Source organism: Pseudonocardia hydrocarbonoxydans (genome assembly GCF_006539565.1).
Lineage (GTDB): Bacteria > Actinomycetota > Actinomycetes > Mycobacteriales > Pseudonocardiaceae > Pseudonocardia > Pseudonocardia hydrocarbonoxydans.
In genome coordinates this window covers 1-16,992 of sequence record NZ_BJNG01000020.1, presented here as the reverse complement: position 1 = coordinate 16,992, position 16,992 = coordinate 1, and the positions used below count along the sequence as shown (strand labels likewise).

At 75.5% G+C, this 16,992-nt stretch carries 18 protein-coding genes and 1 tRNA gene; 7 read left to right on the top strand and 12 right to left on the bottom strand.

Annotation, left to right across the window (positions count from 1 at the left end):
- Window positions 1-48 precede the first annotated feature (48 nt).
- The 3 genes from PHY01_RS13945 to PHY01_RS13935 are packed head-to-tail and all read right to left on the bottom strand — an operon-like array spanning window position 49 to window position 2,869.
- Entirely contained in the window at window positions 49-708 is a 660-nt protein-coding gene (locus PHY01_RS13945; protein ID WP_141279078.1) for a GNAT family N-acetyltransferase, read from the bottom strand.
- Complete coding sequence (gene glp / locus PHY01_RS13940; RefSeq protein WP_141279077.1) at window positions 708-1,934, bottom strand: molybdotransferase-like divisome protein Glp; 1,227 nt, start codon at window positions 1,932-1,934, stop codon at window positions 708-710. The genes PHY01_RS13945 and glp overlap by 1 nt, the downstream gene beginning before the upstream one ends.
- Window positions 1,935-1,939: 5 nt before the next feature.
- Complete coding sequence (locus PHY01_RS13935; RefSeq protein WP_141279076.1) at window positions 1,940-2,869, bottom strand: UTP--glucose-1-phosphate uridylyltransferase; 930 nt, start codon at window positions 2,867-2,869, stop codon at window positions 1,940-1,942.
- 36 nt (window positions 2,870-2,905) lie between these two features.
- Between PHY01_RS13935 and PHY01_RS13930 the strand changes: the two genes are divergently transcribed.
- From PHY01_RS13930 to mscL, 4 genes are all read left to right on the top strand, one after another.
- Window positions 2,906-3,514: a 5-formyltetrahydrofolate cyclo-ligase gene (locus PHY01_RS13930; protein ID WP_141279075.1), complete on the top strand. Its 609-nt coding sequence runs from the start codon at window positions 2,906-2,908 to the stop codon at window positions 3,512-3,514.
- Window positions 3,515-3,581: 67 nt separating this feature from the next.
- On the top strand, window positions 3,582-3,923 hold the full coding sequence (locus tag PHY01_RS13925; protein ID WP_141279074.1) for an FmdB family zinc ribbon protein: 342 nt from the start codon (window positions 3,582-3,584) through the stop codon (window positions 3,921-3,923).
- An 81-nt stretch (window positions 3,924-4,004) separates the two neighbouring features.
- Window positions 4,005-4,598 (top strand): SAF domain-containing protein, encoded by a 594-nt coding sequence (locus tag PHY01_RS13920; protein WP_141279073.1) that lies wholly within the window; start codon window positions 4,005-4,007, stop codon window positions 4,596-4,598.
- On the top strand, window positions 4,598-4,993 hold the full coding sequence (gene mscL / locus PHY01_RS13915) for a large conductance mechanosensitive channel protein MscL (RefSeq protein WP_141279072.1): 396 nt from the start codon (window positions 4,598-4,600) through the stop codon (window positions 4,991-4,993). The genes PHY01_RS13920 and mscL overlap by 1 nt, the downstream gene beginning before the upstream one ends.
- 6 nt (window positions 4,994-4,999) lie before the next feature.
- On the opposite strand, the gene PHY01_RS13910 is transcribed toward mscL, so the two are convergent.
- The 6 genes from PHY01_RS13910 to PHY01_RS13885 form a co-directional block, all read right to left on the bottom strand.
- Window positions 5,000-5,251: a hypothetical protein gene (locus tag PHY01_RS13910; protein WP_141279071.1), complete on the bottom strand. Its 252-nt coding sequence runs from the start codon at window positions 5,249-5,251 to the stop codon at window positions 5,000-5,002.
- Window positions 5,252-5,258: 7 nt separating this feature from the next.
- Window positions 5,259-5,750: a MogA/MoaB family molybdenum cofactor biosynthesis protein gene (locus tag PHY01_RS13905; RefSeq protein WP_370467273.1), complete on the bottom strand. Its 492-nt coding sequence runs from the start codon at window positions 5,748-5,750 to the stop codon at window positions 5,259-5,261.
- A 315-nt stretch (window positions 5,751-6,065) separates the two neighbouring features.
- The gene (locus tag PHY01_RS13900) at window positions 6,066-7,721 is read right to left on the bottom strand and encodes a S1C family serine protease (RefSeq protein ID WP_141279069.1); all 1,656 of its coding nucleotides are present in this window, start codon (window positions 7,719-7,721) and stop codon (window positions 6,066-6,068) included.
- 67 nt (window positions 7,722-7,788) lie between these two features.
- Window positions 7,789-9,222 carry a sensor histidine kinase gene (locus PHY01_RS13895; RefSeq protein ID WP_440590666.1) on the bottom strand — a complete coding sequence of 478 codons (1,434 nt, stop codon included), beginning with the start codon at window positions 9,220-9,222 and terminating at the stop codon, window positions 7,789-7,791.
- On the bottom strand, window positions 9,219-9,917 hold the full coding sequence (locus tag PHY01_RS13890) for a response regulator transcription factor (RefSeq protein ID WP_141279068.1): 699 nt from the start codon (window positions 9,915-9,917) through the stop codon (window positions 9,219-9,221). The genes PHY01_RS13895 and PHY01_RS13890 overlap by 4 nt, the downstream gene beginning before the upstream one ends.
- A 45-nt stretch (window positions 9,918-9,962) precedes the next feature.
- On the bottom strand, window positions 9,963-10,823 hold the full coding sequence (locus PHY01_RS13885) for an NAD(P)-dependent oxidoreductase (RefSeq protein ID WP_141279067.1): 861 nt from the start codon (window positions 10,821-10,823) through the stop codon (window positions 9,963-9,965).
- Between the two features lie 44 nt (window positions 10,824-10,867).
- Here PHY01_RS13885 and PHY01_RS13880 point away from each other — a divergent pair, with 44 nt between their 5' ends.
- Window positions 10,868-12,016 carry a metallophosphoesterase gene (locus PHY01_RS13880; protein ID WP_141279066.1) on the top strand — a complete coding sequence of 383 codons (1,149 nt, stop codon included), beginning with the start codon at window positions 10,868-10,870 and terminating at the stop codon, window positions 12,014-12,016.
- Here PHY01_RS13880 and PHY01_RS13875 read toward each other — a convergent pair.
- On the bottom strand, window positions 11,993-12,577 hold the full coding sequence (locus PHY01_RS13875) for a helix-turn-helix domain-containing protein (protein ID WP_141279065.1): 585 nt from the start codon (window positions 12,575-12,577) through the stop codon (window positions 11,993-11,995). The two genes, PHY01_RS13880 and PHY01_RS13875, sit on opposite strands and share 24 nt — an antisense overlap.
- Window positions 12,578-12,642: 65 nt before the next feature.
- Between PHY01_RS13875 and PHY01_RS13870 the strand changes: the two genes are divergently transcribed.
- Window positions 12,643-13,608 (top strand): NAD(P)/FAD-dependent oxidoreductase, encoded by a 966-nt coding sequence (locus tag PHY01_RS13870; protein ID WP_141279064.1) that lies wholly within the window; start codon window positions 12,643-12,645, stop codon window positions 13,606-13,608.
- Here PHY01_RS13870 and PHY01_RS27605 read toward each other — a convergent pair.
- Both PHY01_RS27605 and PHY01_RS13860 read right to left on the bottom strand, forming a co-directional pair.
- The gene (locus PHY01_RS27605; protein ID WP_246085887.1) at window positions 13,586-14,041 is read right to left on the bottom strand and encodes a YdeI/OmpD-associated family protein; all 456 of its coding nucleotides are present in this window, start codon (window positions 14,039-14,041) and stop codon (window positions 13,586-13,588) included. The genes PHY01_RS13870 and PHY01_RS27605 overlap by 23 nt on opposite strands.
- Window positions 14,038-16,458: a penicillin acylase family protein gene (locus tag PHY01_RS13860; protein WP_218030149.1), complete on the bottom strand. Its 2,421-nt coding sequence runs from the start codon at window positions 16,456-16,458 to the stop codon at window positions 14,038-14,040. Before PHY01_RS13860 ends, PHY01_RS27605 begins: the two co-directional genes overlap by 4 nt.
- A 125-nt stretch (window positions 16,459-16,583) precedes the next feature.
- Between PHY01_RS13860 and PHY01_RS13855 the strand changes: the two genes are divergently transcribed.
- Window positions 16,584-16,659, top strand: a tRNA-Arg gene (locus PHY01_RS13855).
- Window positions 16,660-16,992 lie beyond the last annotated feature (333 nt).

Here is a 16,992-nt window from a genome sequence, read left to right as displayed (position 1 = left end):
CAGGTTCACTCCAGGGACGGCAGTGGCCGGAGTGGCTCGTGTGGGTGATCAGGCCCGCTGCGCGCGCCCGGTCGACACCAGCCGTCCGGCCAGCCCGCCCGCCGGGACCTCCTCGGCGGTCATCGCGTAGCAGAGATGGTCGCGCCAGGCCCCGTCGACGTCGAGGTAGCGCCGGAAGATCCCCTCCTCGCGGAAGCCCAGCTTCTCCAGCACCCGGCGGCTCGCGACGTTCTCCGGCCGGACCGTCGCCTCGATGCGGTGCAGCCCCGCCGCCCCCAGGCAGTGGTCGACGGCGAGCGCGACGGCCGCCGTCGTCACGCCCGACCCCGTGAGGCTCCGGTCGCACCAGTAGCCGACGTAGGCCGAGAGCAGCGGCTCGCGCACCACGTTGCCGATCATGACGTGCCCGGCGAGTCGGCCGTCGACGGTGATCGCGAACGGCAGCGCGGTGCCCTTGCGGGCCGCCGACCGCAGCAGCATCCAGCGCCCCGGCCACTCCGCCGACGAGTGCCGCTGGGCCCAGGTGCCCGGCATCGTCGGCTCCCACGGCGCCAGGTGCGCCTCGTCGCGCAGGCGCAGCGCCGACCACGCCGGGCCGTCGCGCAGCCGCACCGGACGCAGCGCCACCACCCCCGACCCGACCCGCAGCGCGCCGAGGCGGGCGGGCCAGCCCGGATGCCGTCCCCCGGCCGGGAACGGAGCGGCCATCAGGACGGCGCGGGCAGGAACGCGACGGTGACGACCTCGTCGACGGTGGCCTCGGTGACGTCCTCGCCCACGACGATCAGCCCGTTCGACTCCCCCAGCGACGACAGCAGGTGCGTGCCCGAGGTGCCAAGCGGCTGCACGAGGTACTCACCGGTCGCCTGTTCGCGCAGCAGCCGCGCACGCAGGTAGCCGCGCCGCCCGGGTCGCGAGGAGATCGGCGAGGTCAGGCGCGCGGTCATGGTGCGCCGGAACGGGTCGGAGCGGCCCAGGGCCGCGCGCAGCAGCGGCCGCACGAACACCTCGAACAGCAGCAGCGCGGTGGCCGGGTGCGACGGGAACAGGAAGGTGGGCACGGCGTCCGGGCCCAGGCGGCCGAAGGCCTGCGACGAACCGGGGTGCATCGCGACGCGGGTGGCGTCGAGATCGCCCAGGCCCGACAGCGCCGCGTGCACCTCGGCCCCGGCGTGCCCGCCCGCCGCCCCGCACACCACGATGACGTCGCTGAACGGCAGCCGGTCCTGCATCGCCGCGCCGATCTCCCGGGCGTCGCCGCGGACCAGCCCGGCCCGCCCGGTGTCGGCCCCCGCGTCGCGGGCCGCGGCCGAGAGCGCGTGCGAGCAGATGTCGGCGACCTGGCCGGCGCCCGGGGTGCGCGCGACGTCGACCAGCTCGTCGCCCACCGAGATGATCGACACCCGGGGCCGGGGGTGCACGAGCAGCTTGTCGCGGCCCGCCGCGGCCAGCAGGCCCACCTGCGTCGGGCCGACGACGGCGTCCCGGCGCACCGCCACGTCACCGGGCTGGACGTCCTCGCCCACGCGCCGGACGAACGCCGCCGACGGCACGCCGCGCGTCGCGACGAGCCGTGCGGACCCGCCGTCGGTGTAGCCCAGCGGGACGACGGCGTCGGCGAGGGTGGGCAGCGGGGCCCCGGCGACGACGCGCACGGCCTGGCCCGGCTGCAGGCGCAGCGGCTGCCGCGACCCGGCCGGGATCTCGCCCACCACGGGCAGCGACGCGGGCTCCTGCTCCGACGCGCCGACCAGGTCGACGCTGCGCACCGCGTAGCCGTCGACGGCCGCCTGGTCGAAACCGGGCAGGGGCCGCGACACGACCACCTCCTCCGCGCACCGCAGTCCGTACGCCTCGGAGATCGACACCCGCACCGGTGCCGGGCGGACCACCCCGTCGAGGATCCGCGTGAGCTGCTCGTCGACCGTGCGCATCGGAATCAGTCCGCCAGGCGCGCGGCCAGCCAGGTGCGCAGCTCGGGGCCGTAGTCGGGGTGCTCCAGGGCGAAGTCGACGAACGCGCGGACGTAGCTGCCGGGGTTGCCGAGGTCGTGACGGCCACCGCGGTGGACGACCACGTGCACCGGGTGGCCCTCGGAGATCAGCAGCGCGATGGCGTCGGTGATCTGCAGCTCGCCGCCCGCGCCGGGGGTGATGCGGTCGATCGCGTCGAACACCGCGACGTCGAGCAGGTAGCGCCCGGCGGCGGCGTAGGTGGAGGGGGCGTCGGCGGCGGCGGGCTTCTCGACCATCCCGTGGACCTGCTTGACGTCCGGGTCCTCGGTGTCGCTGACGTCGAAGACGCCGTAGGCGGAGATCTCCTCCCGCGGGATGTCGAACGCGCAGAGCACGCTCCCGCCGAACTGCTCGCGCACCGCGGCCATCCGGCTCAGGACGCCCGTGGGCAGCACCAGGTCGTCGGGCAGCAGCACCGCGAAGGCCTGCTCGTCGTCGGCCAGCGCGCCGCGGACGCAGCCGATGGCGTGGCCCAGTCCCAACGGCTCGTCCTGCGTGACGGTGCGGACGGCGAGCAGCTCGTGCGCCCGGCGCACCTTCGCCACCAGCTTCTCCTTGCCGCGGGCGGCGAGGGTCTTCTCCAGCTCGGAGGAGTCGGCGAAGTGCGCCGCGACGGCGTCCTTGCCCGGCGAGGTGACGATGAGCAGCTGCTCGGCACCGGCCTCGGCGGCCTCCGCGGCCACGAGCTCGATGCCCGGGGTGTCGACGACGGGCAGCAGCTCCTTGGGCACGGTCTTGGTCGTGGGCAGGAACCGGGTGCCCAGGCCCGCGGCGGGGACCACCGCCGATCGGAAGGGCGCCGTCGTCCGGGGCGTCGTCGTGGGGGGCGTCGCTGGCTGGGGCGTCGCTGTCATGGGCACGAACCTTATCCGCGCCGGTAGCGTGCCCGTGTGACGGCACGCAGCGACGATCATCGCCGGTTCACCAAACAGGCGTGGCGGGACCGGATCCTGGACTCGCGCCGGGCACTGGACCCCGGGGCCCGCGCCGCCCGCGCCGCCGACCTCACCCGCCACGCGCTCGCCCTCGCCGCGTCGACCGGCGGCCCGGTGTGCGCCTACCTCCCGGTCGGCACCGAGCCGTGGTCGCCCGAGGGCGTCGAGCAGCTGCGCGCCACAGGTCACGAGGTGCTGCTGCCGGTGGTGCCGGACGCGCCGGGCCCGCTCGACTGGGCCTCCTACACCGGTCCCGGCTCGCTCGCCCCCGGCCCGATCGGCCTGCGCGAACCGTCCGGTCCGCGACGGGGGCCCGGCGCCGTCACCGCGGCCCGGCTGCTGCTCGTGCCCGCACTGGCCGCCGACCGGGACGGGGCCCGCCTGGGCCGGGGCAGGGGCTACTACGACCGGACGTTGCCGCTGGTGACCGCGGGTGTGCCGATCGTCGTCGTGCTGGACGACGACGAGCTGGTGGACGCCCTGCCCGCCGAGCCGTACGACCATCCGGTGTCGGCCGCGCTGCTGCCGCGCGCCGGGCTCACACCTCTCGGGAAGAACGGCTGACCCCGCCGGGTTATGCTGGCACTCAGTGCGTGAGAGTGCCAAGGACGCCCCCGGAAGGACCACGAGCGTGCCCACCTACCAGTACGCCTGCACCAGCTGCGACCACCGGTTCGAGGCCGTGCAGTCGTTCTCCGACGCGTCGCTCACCGAGTGCCCGCAGTGCTCGGGTCCGTTGCGCAAGGTCTTCTCCTCCGTCGGGATCGTGTTCAAGGGCAGCGGCTTCTACCGCACCGACAGCCGGTCCGGCGCCGTGCCGAACGGCGAGTCCAAGCCCGCCGCCTCCTCCGGCGAGAGCTCGGGCTCGGCCGACAAGGGCGGCGGCGAGAAGAAGCCCGCGGAGAAGAGCAGCAAGAAGGACACCGGCTCATCCTCCGCCGGCACCCCCGCCGCGGCGGCCGCCAAGACCTGAGTTGTCCACATCGCGGTCGCTCCGTCCACAGGCTCGGTGACCGTCGCCCGGCGGGGCTGATCCCGCCCTAGCGTCGTCGGCATGACCGACGACCCGGCCCGGCGCCTCCGGCTCCCGCTGTCCGCACCCGGCTGGCGGCGCACCACGCTGCTGCGGCGCGCCGGGGCGGGGCTCCTCACGGCGCTCGCGCTGGCCCTCGCCCTGGCCCCGCAGGCCCGCGGCACCCCGGTCGTCGTGGCCGCGGCCGACCTCGCGGCGGGCTCCACGCTGGACGCCGTGGCGCTCACCGTCCGCGAGTGGCCGCCGGAGCTCGTCCCCGCCGGGGCCGTGCCGGCCGTCGCCGACGCGGCGGGGCGGGTGCTGGTGGGCGCGGCGCGGGCGGGCGAGCCGCTCACCGACGCCCGGCTCACCGGCGGCGCCGCGCTGCCCGGCGACGCCGCCGCGGTGCCCGTCCGCCTGGCCGACCCCGACGTCGCCCCGCTGCTGGTCGCGGGCCGCCGCGTCGACGTCGTCACGCTCGGCGAGCGGGCGGGCGAGCCGCTCGTGCTCGCCTCCGACGCCGAGGTGGTCACCGTGCTGCCCGGTCCGCTGGTACTGGTCTCGATGCCCCGCGGGGTCGCCACGCGGGTCGCCGCCGCCGCGTTGTCCGACCAGGTCGCCGTTACACTGCGCTGATGCTCAAGGGATTCAAGGACTTCATCCTGCGCGGCAACGTCGTCGACCTCGCGGTCGCCGTCGTCATCGGCACCGCCTTCGCCGCGATCGTCTCGGCGTTCACCGCGGGCATCGTGCAGCCGCTCATCAACGCGGTGTCACCGCCGGAGAGCACCGGCCTGGGCTTCCCGATCGTCCCCGGCAAGGAGAGCACCTACATCGACTTCTCCGCCGTGATCACCGCGGCGATCAACTTCCTGATCGTGGCCGCGGTCGTCTACTTCGTGATCGTGCTGCCGCTCAACACCCTCAAGGAGCGCCGCAAGAAGGGCGAGGAGCCCGGCCCGGCCGAGCCGACCGACGTCGAGCTGCTCGCCGAGATCCGCGACCTCCTGCGCGCGCAGCAGCAGCGCTGACGCCGCTCACCGGTCGTGGTGCGGGGGCCGGTCGGCGAGCAGCCGGGCGTCGTTGCCGTCGGGGGCGGGGTCGCGCTCGTCACCGGTGGTGTCGGGAAGGGCGTCGCCGAACACCGCCGCGAGGCGTCGGCGCACGGCGTCCGGCAGCGGGGCGGCGGGCGGCCCGTCCTCCGGTATCGCACCGTCGGGCGGCCCGTCGTCGGTGGCCCCGCCGCCCTCCGGACGGTCGGCGGGGTCGGGCGGGGCGACGTCGGGCACGGTCGTGTCAGTCGTCGAGGCCGGAGAGCTCGGCGATCACGTGCGCGACCAGCGGCGTGAGGGTGGCCATCCCGTCGCGGACGGCGGCGCGCGACGGCGCGAGGTTCACCACCAACGTGCTGCCGGAGACCCCGACCAGCCCGCGCGAGAGCCCCGCGTCGACGGCACCCGCCGCCAGGCCGGACGCGCGGATGGCCTCGGCGATGCCCGGGATCGGCCGGTCGAGGACGCCCGCGGTGGCGTCGGCGGTGACGTCGCGCGGCGACACCCCGGTGCCCCCGACGGTGACGACGAGGTCGACACCGCCGATCACCGCGGTGTTGAGGGCGTTGCGGATGGCCACCGGGTCGCCCGGCACGACCACGACCGCGTCGACGACGAGCCGGGCCTCCTCGAGCAGTTCGGTGACCAGCGGCCCGATGGTGTCCTCGCGCTCACCGTGGCTCACACGGTCGTCGACGATCACGACCAGGGCCCGACCGATCTGGGGTGGCGCCATTTCCATGGGATCACCGTAGCGGCCCGGCCGATCGATGATCCCGCTGGCCGGGCGCCGCGTGGGGGGCGCGGGGCCACGCCGATGCCGGGAGGGGGTGTCGGCACCGGCGCGGCCCGCTGGTCCCGCAACGCGGGGCACCACGGGGGGACCGGCTGACACCAGACCATCCCGGTACCGAACACGCAACCCCCGGATGGATCACCACCCCAGGGGCCCAACGCGGGCACGACCGTGTGTGAGCAGGGTCGACGCGCCCATACCAGGACCACCCGATCGTCCGCATTGCGCCGATCGGGGCACTACCGAACGCAGCGATCAGCCGGTCTCGGCCCCGAGGGTGACGTCGACCGGCTGCCCGTCGACGACCAGCGTCACCAGGTCACCGGGTGCGTTCTCGCGGATGGCGGCGATCAGGTCGTTGCCGTTGGTCACCACCCGGTCGCCGACGCGCGTGACGACCTGGCCCTGCCGGATCCCCGCCTGCTCGGCCGGGCCGCCGGGGACGATGCTGTTGAGCACCGCGCCGTTGAGCTCCTGCGCCGACCCGGCGTTGACCCCCGCCCCGAGGATCGCGCGGGTGGCACGGCCGGTGGTCTCCAGCTCCTGCGCGGTGCGGCGGGCCTGGTTGACCGGGATCGCGAACCCGACGCCGATCGAGCCGCCCTCCGCGCCGGTCGTGGCGATCACCGAGTTGATCCCGACGACGCGGCCCTGCAGGTCGGTCAGCGGACCGCCGGAGTTGCCCGGGTTGATCGCGGCGTCGGTCTGCAGGGCGCTGAGCACCGTGGCCTCGCTGGCCCCGGACCCCTCCCCCACGCTCACCGCCCGGTCGACGGCGCTGACGATCCCGGTCGTCACCGTGCCGCCCAGGCCCAGCGGCGAGCCGAACGCGACGACCTGCTGCCCGACCCGCACCGCGTCGGAGTCGCCGAACTCGATCGGCGTCAGGCCGGACACGCCGCGGGCGCGGATCACCGCGAGGTCGGAACCCGGGTCGAGCCCGACGACGTCGGCCGGGGCGGTGGTGCCGTCCTGGAACACCGCCAGGATCGAGCCGCCGCCGGAGGCCGCCTCCACCACGTGGTTGTTGGTGAGGATCAGGCCGTCGCCGGAGAGCACCATGCCCGAGCCCTCCCCGGACGAGGCCGGACCCTGCACCAGCAGCCGGACGACGGACGGCAGCACCCGCTGCGCCACCGCCTCCACCGGGCCGAGCGGGGTCGTCGAGGGGTCGGGGGCGGGCAGGGGCGAGTTCAGCACCCCGGCCGACCCGCCGCTCCCGCCGGACGCGTTCAGCGTGCTGCCGACGGCACCGCCCACCCCGCCGCCGAGCAGCGCGGCGACCAGCCCGACCGCGAGGAGCGCGCCCCGGCCGGTGCGCCGCCCCTCCCGCGGGGCCGGCCCGGGCTGCGCCGATCCGCCGTACGGCGGGTAGGCGCCGCTGCCGTGCACCCCGGTGCCGCCCTGGGCGCCCCCGGGCTGCCCGCCGTACGAGCCGCTTCCGTAGGAGCCGCCCCCGGGGGAGCCGCCGAAGCCACCGGCGCCGTGGCCGGCCGGCGTCCCCTGCCCCCCGCCGGATCCGGGGGGCGCGTACCGCCCCGCCCCGGGCCCCCACTGCCCCGTCCCGTACTGGCCCGGCCCGTACTGCCCCGTCCCCGTCCCGTACTGCGCGGACGGCGCCCCGTACTGCGCGGTCGACGCCGCGCCGCCGTACCCGCCGCCGGCGGGCTTGCCGGTCGCCGGGTCGAAGGGCGTCCCCTGGTCCCGCTGGGCCGCCGGGTCGTGCCGGGTCGCAGGGTCGTGCCGGGTCGCAGGGTCGTGCCGGGTCCCCTCGTCGGGCCGGGTCCCCGGGTCGTGCTGGGCGGTCGGCCGCGCGGCGGGGTCGACGTCGGCGGGCCGCGGGTGGAAGGTCGTCTCGGCCGAGCGGTCCGGGCGGGGCTCGCCGTCGGAGCCGGGGGTGTCGTTGGACATGACCTCACCACGATCGGGGGGCTCGCCGGACGCGGACCCGCCCCGCCAGCGTAGGACGGGCCGGACGCTACTGCCCGCCCGGCGGGACCCGTCCCGGGGAGCGGCCGGGCAGCCGCAACGCGAGCAGCGCGCCGCCCCCGGCGGCCCGGCCCGCCCACACCGCGCCGAGGTGACGCACCGCGACCTGCCGCACGATCGCCAGCCCGAGCCCCGACCCGGGCATGGTGCGGGCGCGGTCGGCGCGGTAGAAGCGGTCGAACACGCGCGGGAGGTCCTGCTCGGCGATGCCCGGACCCTCGTCGGCCACCTCCAGCAGCACCGACCACCCGTCGAGCGGGCGCATCCGCACCGTCACCGTGCCACCGGCGGGGCTCCACTTGACCGCGTTGTCCAGCAGGTTCAACACCGCGCGCTCCAGCGCCGTCGCGTCGCCCATCAGCGTCCACGGCACCAGCGTCGCGTCGAAGCGCACGTCCCCCGCGCGCCGCTTCACCCGCTCCAGCGCCCGTTCGACGACGTCGGTCAGCTCCACCGGCTCGTGCACCGTGAGCGGGGCGTCGTCGCGGGCCAGCTCGACGAGGTCGCCCACCAGCGTGGAGAGCTCCTCGACCTGCGCGTGGACGTCGGTGAGGATCTCCGCGCGGTCGGAGTCGGGCAGCGTCGGCGCGCCGGGGCGGTCGGCGGCGGCCAGCAGCTCCAGGTTGGTGCGCATCGACGTCAGCGGGGTGCGCAGCTCGTGCCCGGCGTCGGCGACGAGGCGCCGTTGCTGCTCCTGCGACGCCGCGAGCGTCCCGAGCATCTCGTTGAAGCTGATGGTCAGCCGGGCCAGCTCGTCGGCGCCGTCGACGGGGATGGGGCGCAGGTCGCCGGTGGCCGCCACCCGCTCGGTCGCCGAGGTCAGCCGCTGCACCGGCCGCAGCCCGGCCCGGGCCACCGCGATCCCGGCCACCCCGGCCACCGCCACCCCCACCAGCCCGACGAGGGGCAGCGCGAACGCGAGGCGGGTCAGCACCTGCTGGGTCGGGTCGAGCCGCTGCCCCATCACCAGCGCGCGGCCGGGGCCCGCCTGGACGGCGACGACGCGGTAGGGGTCGCGGTCGATCGACGCCGTGCGCACCGACGACGCGGCGAGGCCGCGCGCGACGTCGAGCTCCGGCCCCTCGATCGGCGGCGCCGAGAGCTGCCCCTCCGCGGACTGCGCGCTGCCGTTCGCGGCGAGCAGGGCGATCCGGATGTCGCCCGCGCCCATCACCTCGGGCGGGATGGTGGACAGCTGCAGCGGGTCGGCGAGCTCGCTCTGTGCGGCGGCGACGGCGCGCTGGAACAGGTTGCTGTCGAGCGTGGCGAGGATGTTGGACCGCACCGTGAGGAACGCGGCGAGCGAGACGAGCACGACCGCCATCGCCGCCACCAGCGCCGCGAGGATGCCGATCCGGGAGCGCAGGGAGAACCGGTCGAGCATCTCGACGCGCGGGGTCGACCCGTCGGGCCGGGTGCTCACGGCGGGGTGTCGCGCAGCACGTACCCGACGCCGCGCACGGTGTGGATGAGCCGGGGCTCGCCGTCGGCCTCGGTCTTGCGGCGCAGGTAGCCGATGTAGACCTCCAGCGCGTTGCCGGTGGTCGGGAAGTCGTAGCCCCACACCTGCTCGAGGATCTGGCCGCGCGAGAGCACCCGGCGCGGGTGCGCGAGCAGCAGCTCCAGCAGCGAGAACTCGGTGCGGGTGAGGCTGATCGGGCGCTCGCCGCGGCGGACGTCACGGGTGTCGGGGTCCAGCGACAGGTCGGCGAACTCCAGCACCGCGCTCTGCCCGGCCGCGGCGGCGACGTCCTCGGGCGTGCGGCGGCGCAGCAGGGCGCGCAATCGGGCCAGCAGCTCCTCCAGCGCGAAGGGCTTGGGCAGGTAGTCGTCGGCGCCCGCGTCGAGCCCGGAGACGCGGTCGGACACCGCGTCGCGGGCGGTGAGCACCAGGATCGGCAGCGTGTCCCCCGCGCTGCGCAGTCGCCGGCACACCTCCAGGCCGTCCAGGCGCGGCATCATCACGTCGAGCACCATCGCGTCCGGGCGCTGCTGCTCGACGGCGTCGAGGGCCGCCTGACCGTCCTCGGCCAGGTCGACCTGGTAGCCGTTGAACGCCAGTGACCGCCGCAGCGAGTCGCGCACGGCCCGATCGTCGTCGACCACGAGGATGCGCATGACGGCCAGTCTGGACGCCGTGTCTGAGACCCGGCTGAGAGACACCTAGAACGACGCCAGGTATCCGGCCGCCATGTCGTCGTCGCCGTGCCCGGCATCGGCCGCGCGACGGAAACGGGCGGCGGCCGCGGGGGCCACGTCGAGCCGGATCCCGGCCTCCTGCGCGGCGGCGGTGATGAGGTCGCCGTCCTTGGCCGCGTTGGCCACCGAGAAGCTCGGCGTCCAGTCCCGCGCGCGGATCGCCTTCGCCTTGGCCTGCAGGTAGGGCAGGTCGAGCGGGCCGCCGCCGACGGCGTCGAGGAACGCCTGGGGGTCGACGCCCAGCCCCTCCGCCAGCGCGACGGCCTCGCCGGTCGCCGCGGTGATCGCCAGCACCCAGCTGTTGACGACGAGCTTGAGCCGGCTCGCCGCGAGCCCGGTGGCGGTGTCGGCGACCCAGCGCGTCTCCCGGCCGACGGCGTCGAACACCGGCTGGACCGCCGCGCGGGCCTCGGGCGACCCGGCCGCGAGCACCAGCAGCTGACCCGACTCCGCGGGGGCGCGGGTGCCCACCACGGGGGCGTCGACGAACCGCAGCCCGCGCTCCGACGCGATCGCGAGCAGCGCGGTCTGGTCGGCGCCCGCGGTCGTCATCTGGGCCCAGACCTGGCCCGACGTGGGCTCGGCCCGCTCCATCACCTCGCGGACGTGGGACCCGTCGCCGAGCATCGTGACGATCACGTCGGCGCCCGCGACGGCCTCGGCCGGGGTCTCCGCGACGGTGGCCCCGGCCTCACCGAGGGCGAGCGCCTTGTCGGCGGTGCGGTTCCAGACGCGCAGCGGGAGCTCGGCGGCGAGGATGTTCAGGCCCATGCCCGCCCCCATGATCCCGGTTCCGAGCAGTGCGACGGTGGGTGTCTCGGTCATGCCCCGACGCTACGACCCCGGTGATCGACGGGCAGGATCGGCCGGTGGGTTACGTCGCGTTCGTGCTGGTGCTCGTCGCCCTGCTGCACCTGTACGTCTACCGCCGGGCCGTGCACGACGTGACCGACGGCCGCCGCGCCCGGCGGGTGGGAGCGGCGGTCGTCGCCGTGCTGGGGCTCGCCGTGGCCGGTGCGCTGCTCACGCGCACCGCGCTCCCGCCGGACACGGCCCGCCCGCTGCACTACCTGGGCTGGTTCTGGTTCGCGCTGCTGGTCTACGTCGGGATGGTGCTCGCGCTCGGCGAGCTGGTACGGCTCGCCGTCCGGTTCGTGCGCGGCCGCCCGTCGCCGGAGCGCCGCAAGTTCCTCGCGCGGGTGATCGCCGGGGCGGCCGCGGTGACGGCCGTCGGCGCCGTCACCCACGGCGCGATCGTGGCCCGGCAGCCGCGCGTGGAGCGCCGCGAGGTGCTGCTCGACCGCCTCGACCCCGCCTTCGACGGCTTCACCATCGCCGCGATCTCCGACATCCACCTCGGCCCGCTCGTCGACGGGGCCGACGCCGCGGGGTTCGTCGCGATGATCAACGGGGCGGCACCGGACGTCGTCGCGGTGGTCGGCGACCTCGTCGACGGCAGCGTCGAGGAGCTGGGGGGCTACGCCGCGCCGCTGGCCGACATCGCCGCACCCACCTACTTCGTCACCGGCAACCACGAGTACTACTCCGGCGCCGCGGAGTGGGTGGCGTTCCTGCCGACGCTGGGCATCCGGGTGCTGCGCAACGAGCGCGAGGAGATCCGCCGCGGCGACGCCGTGCTGCACCTCGCGGGCTGCGACGACCGCACCGCGGCGGCGTCGGGCGTGCCCGGACACGGCTTCGACCTCGACGCGGCGCTCGCCGGCCGCGACCCCGAGCAGCCGGTGGTGCTGCTGTGCCACCAGCCGGTGATGGTCGACCGGGCCGTGGCCGCGGGCGTCGACCTGCAGATCTCCGGGCACACCCACGGCGGGCAGCTGTGGCCGCTCACCCAGGTGGCGCTCGTCGACCAGCCGGTGCTGGCCGGGCTCGTGCGCGTCGGCCCGACGTGGCTCTACGTCACGCGCGGCACCGGGTTCTGGGGGCCGCCGGTGCGCGTCGGCTCCCCGCCGGAGATCACGGTGCTCACCCTGCGCTCACGCCGATCGCCGCCGGGGTGAGGCGCGCACGTGCATCTTCTCCCCCTGCTTGCCGAACAGGCTGAGCATCTCCACGGCCCGGTCGTCGGCGCGGCCGAACCAGTGCGGCAGCCGGGTGTCGAACTCCGCGGCCTCCCCCGCGCGCATCACGAAGTCGTGCTCGGCCAGGATCACCCGCAACCGTCCACTGAGGACGTAGAGCCACTCGTAGCCCTCGTGGGTGCGGGGATCGGGCTCCGAACGCGGCGAGTCGGCCGGGATCGTCATCCGGTAGGCCTGCAGCGGCCCGGTCTGCAGCGTCAGGGCCTGGAACACGACCCCGCCCCGCTCGAACGGCTCCAGCCGCACCCGCGGGTCGTCGACCGGCGGCGCGCCGACCAGCTCGTCGAGCGGCACCCGGTGCGCCCGCGCGATCGGCAGCAGCAGCTCCAGGCTGGGCCGTCTGCCCCCGGACTCCAGCCGCGACAGGGTGCTCACCGAGATGCCGGTGAGCTCGGCCAGACCCGCGAGCGTGACGCCCCGCTGGCGGCGCAGCCGTCGCAGCCGGGGGCCGACCTCGGTGAGCACGTCGTCGTCGGACATGGCGCCATCTTGCCATAGCGGCAACATTGCTTGTCGGATCCGCGGATCAGGGGCAAGGTCGTGGCATGACGACATACGACGTACTGGTGGTGGGCGGCGGGGCCGCCGGGCTGAGCGCGGCGCTGACACTGGCCCGGGCGCGGCGCCGCGTGCTGGTCGTGGACGCCGGGGAGCCGCGCAACGCCCCGGCCGCGGGCGTGCACGGCTTCCTCACCCGCGACGGGGTGCCGCCCGCCGAGCTGCTGGCGGCCGGGCGCGCGGAGGTGCGCGGGTACGGCGGCGAGATCGTCGAGGGCACGGTGACGGCACTCGCGCCCGGTTTCGCCGCCACCCTCGCCGACGGGTCCACGGTCGGCGCGCGGGCCGTGCTCGTCACGACCGGGGTCGTCGACGAGCTCCCCGACATCGACGGGCTGCGCGAGCGCTGGGGCCGCGACGTCCTGCACTGCCCCTACTGCCACGGTCACGAGGTGCGCGACCGCGCGCTCGGCGTGCTCGCGACCGGCCCGCTGGCGGTGCACCACGCGCTGCTGATCCGGCAGTGGTCGGCCGACGTCACGCTGTTCCTCAACGACGCCGTCGAGCCCACCGACGAGGAGTGGGAGCGCCTGGCCGCGCGCGGGATCGGGGTCGTGGCCGGCCGCGTCGCCGGGGTGGTCGTCGCCGACGACCGGCTCACCGGCGTGCGGCTCGCCGACGGCACCGTCGTGGCCCGCGAGGCGGTGTTCACCGCCGGGTTCGTCCGGGCGACGGACGGGCTGCTCGCCGCGCTCGGCGTCGAGACCGCCGACGTCGAGATGGGCGGCACGGCGATCGCGACGCGGGTGGTCACCGACCCGACCGGCCGCACGTCGGTGCCGGGCGTGTGGGCCGCGGGCAACGTCGCGGAGCCGATGACGCAGGTCGTGACGGCCGCGGCGGCCGGCATGTGGGCCGCGGCGCAGATCAACGCCGAGCTGGTCACGCAGGACACCGACGCGGCGCTGGCGGCGCGCCGCGAGCACCGGGTCACCCTCTCGGCCGCTCCTTGATCCCCTGTTCCAGCAGCTCCACGACGTGGGCGATGCGCCGCACCCGCTCGTCGGGGCGGCGCCTCGTGCCGTCGATCCAGCGCAGGTAGGCGCGGCGGTAGAACTGCGCCAGCGAGTCGAAGAACGCCCCGGCCGCCGGGTTCGCCGCCAGCGCGGCGGCGAGGTCCGGGGCGAGGTCGCCGCGCTGCGGGCCCTCCGGTGCGAGCTCGACCTCCACCGTGCGCCCGGGTGCGATCCCCGGGTTCCACGCCGGGCCCATGACGATCCGCCACCCGTCGCCGTCGGCCTCGACGACGGCGCGCACACCGCAGCCGTCGACGGTGCCGTGCACGCGGTGCACCGGCTTGGCGCCCCACGTCCCGTCCGGGTCGAACGGCACGGGGATCGCGATCCGCCCGCGCCCGGCGTCGGCGGTGACGGCGGTGAACCTCACCGCCGCAGCACCAGGGTGTGTCGCGCCGTCGGATCGTGCATCGGCAGGGTCTCCCCGCGCGACCAGGTCCCGGTCTGGTCGGCGTAGTGCTCGTGGAAGGCGTGCCCGGACACGCCGGTGTGGTCGACCCAGCGCGACGCGCCGGGATCGGCCAGGTCGACGATCATCCGCATGGACGGCACGGCGGTCACCTCGTAGCCGACCTGGGCGTTCCACGACGTCGCGTCGACGGCGTCACGGGTGCCGCCGACCGGGTACGGGCCGCGGTTGAACAGCCACTCGATCGGCGCGACGCCCGAGGTGCCGAGCGTGGCGTGGGTGAGTTCGAGCCGGTGCAGGTCGCCCCAGCGCCACGACTGCGGGTCGGCCCCGAGCCGTTCGGTGAGCTCGGCGTTGGCGTCGGCGACCGCGGCGCGGAGCATGTCGTCGCGGGTCTCGCGGGCGGGCGTGGTGACGTCGTCCCAGAACGGGTCCTCGGGCGTGGTCAGCAGCGCGCGCACCACCTCGAACCAGCGGTCGCCGCCCCCCGGGCGCGCGTCGCCGGTGAGCTCGTCGTCGAACGTGCGCAGCAGCAGGTGACGCCAGACGGCCTCGGCGTAGGCGGCCGGGGCGGAGTCGGCGCCGTGCGTGCCGTCCCAGCCGCGCAGGAGATCGGCCGCGGGCGAGTCGTCGACGCGGGCCACGGCGGGCACCAGGTCGTCGGCGAACGCGACGCGGCTGTCGAACTGCACCCGGCCCATCGTCGCGACGTCGACGGGGCCGCGGGCGATCTCGGTGTCGAGCAGGTCGCGGATCCGCTGGGCGCGGTAACCGCGCGACCAGTCGTAGGTGAGCGCGGTGCCGTAGGCGGCCGGGTCGACGACGGCGTTGTTGGCCGTGACGACGTACCCCTCGGGCGGGTTGAGGACATACGGCATCGCGTCGTAGGGGATCGAGCCGGTCCACGCGTGCGCACCGGTCCAGCCCGGCGCGGGCGCGCGTCCGTCGCCCGAGGCGCGGATCGGGACGCGGCCGGTGGCCTGGTAGCCGATGTTGCCGTCGACGTCGGCGTAGACGACGTTCTGGCCCGGCACGTCGAAGGTCCGCAGCGCCTCGCGGAACTGCGGCCAGTCGCGCGCGGTGTTGAGCGCGAACAGCGAGTCGGCGGTGCGGCCGGGCTCCAGCGCGGTCCAGCGCAGCGCCACCGCGTTCGACCCGTCCGGGCCCGCGACGCCGTCTGCCAGCACGTCGGAGACGATCGGTCCGGCGTCGGTGGACCGGACCGTCAGCTCCACCGGCTCGCCGCCCGCCACCTCGATCCGCTCGACGCGGGTATCCAGCGGGACACGGGCCCCGAGGCGCTCGTAGGTGGTGTCGTCGACGCGCTCCAGGCTGAGGTCCATGACGTCGGGACCGAGGTTGGTGAAGCCCCAGGCGATGCGGTCGTTGTGCCCGATGACGACGCCGGGCAGCCCGGAGAAGGAGAAGCCGGTGACGTCGAACGGGCACGCCTCCCCGACCACCCGGCAGTGCAGCCCGACCTGGTGCCACACCGAGGGCAGCGACGAGCCGAGGTGCGGGTCGTTGGCCAGCAGCGGCCGCCCCGACGCGGTGTGCTCGCCCGCGATCACCCAGGAGTTCGAGCCGATGCCGCCGCCCTCCGCGCCGATCGTCGCCGGGACCGCGTCCAGGGCGTCGCCGAGCTCGCCCAGCCCGGCCGGGACGACGGCGGGTCCGGGCCCCGGGCCGTCGCCGGTGCCCTCGACGATCGTCGGGTGCCGGTCGAACGGGTACTCCGGGTAGAGCTGCGCGACCCGCTCGGGCGGCAGGGTGTCGGCGGCGGCGCTGCGGGCGAGCTCGTCGGGGAGGTTGGTGCGCAGGTCCCAGGCCATCGCCTTGAGCCAGGCCAGCGAGTCCAGCGCCGTCCACGGCTCCGGTTCGGTGGTGACGCCGGTCAGCCCGAGCACCACGTACTCCAGCGCCCGCTCCCGGGCGTCGTCGTGCTGGGCGAGCCAGGCGTTGACGCCCGTCGCGTACGCGTCGAGGTACGCGCGGGTCCGCGGGTCGAGCAGCGGGAGCTCCTGCTCGGCCACCCGCCGCCAGCCCATCGTCCGGATCACCCGGTCCTCGGTGAGCGTGGCCTCCCCGAACAGCTCCGAGAGGCGCCCGGCGGTCGTGTGCCGCCGCACGTCCATCTCCCAGAACCGGTCCTGCGCGTGCACGTAGCCCTGCGCGGCGAACAGGTCGGCGCTGGTGTCGGCGTAGATGTGCGGCACGCCCGCGGCGTCGCGCCGCACGGTCACCTCGGCCGACAGCCCCGGCAGCGCCACCTCGCCGTCGACCTGCGGGAACGGCTGCCGCACCGTCCACACGACCACCAGCGCGGCCACGAGCACCAGCACCCCGAGGACCACCAGCGCACGGACCAGGATCTTCACGACCGGAACCCTGCCCGGCCGGGGGGCGCCTGTCGACCCGATCCGGCCGGTCGTGACCCGGAGGTCTCCGCGTGCCCGCATCGGGTGGCCGGGGCCGGACGACGGGGCACTACGATCGATCCGCCGCCCTCGTAGCTCAGGGGATAGAGCACCGCTCTCCTAAAGCGGGTGCCGCAGGTTCGAATCCTGCCGGGGGCACCACCTGAACCCCTCTCGTGCGTCCTGAACTGCGCAAACATGATGATCGAGTGGCAAGCCGGTCAAGGCATTGCACAAACTCACCTGTGGGTGTCCTATCGGTGCTCCGGGTGAAGACCACCAGATCGGTGCCGGTGACCCCAGCGTGACCCCGAAACATCTGGCCACCGTCGTGCGCACTTCATGCCCAGGTGTCCGCTGTGGTTGCGGCCTGGCCCGCGAGGTAGGCCTGTCTGGGGCACATTCAGCTGCCCCACCGAGCGCCTGATCGGGCCTCGCGGACCTGACAGAACCCCTGCGCGAACCTCTTCGACAAACCTGATCTGCTTCACCCCC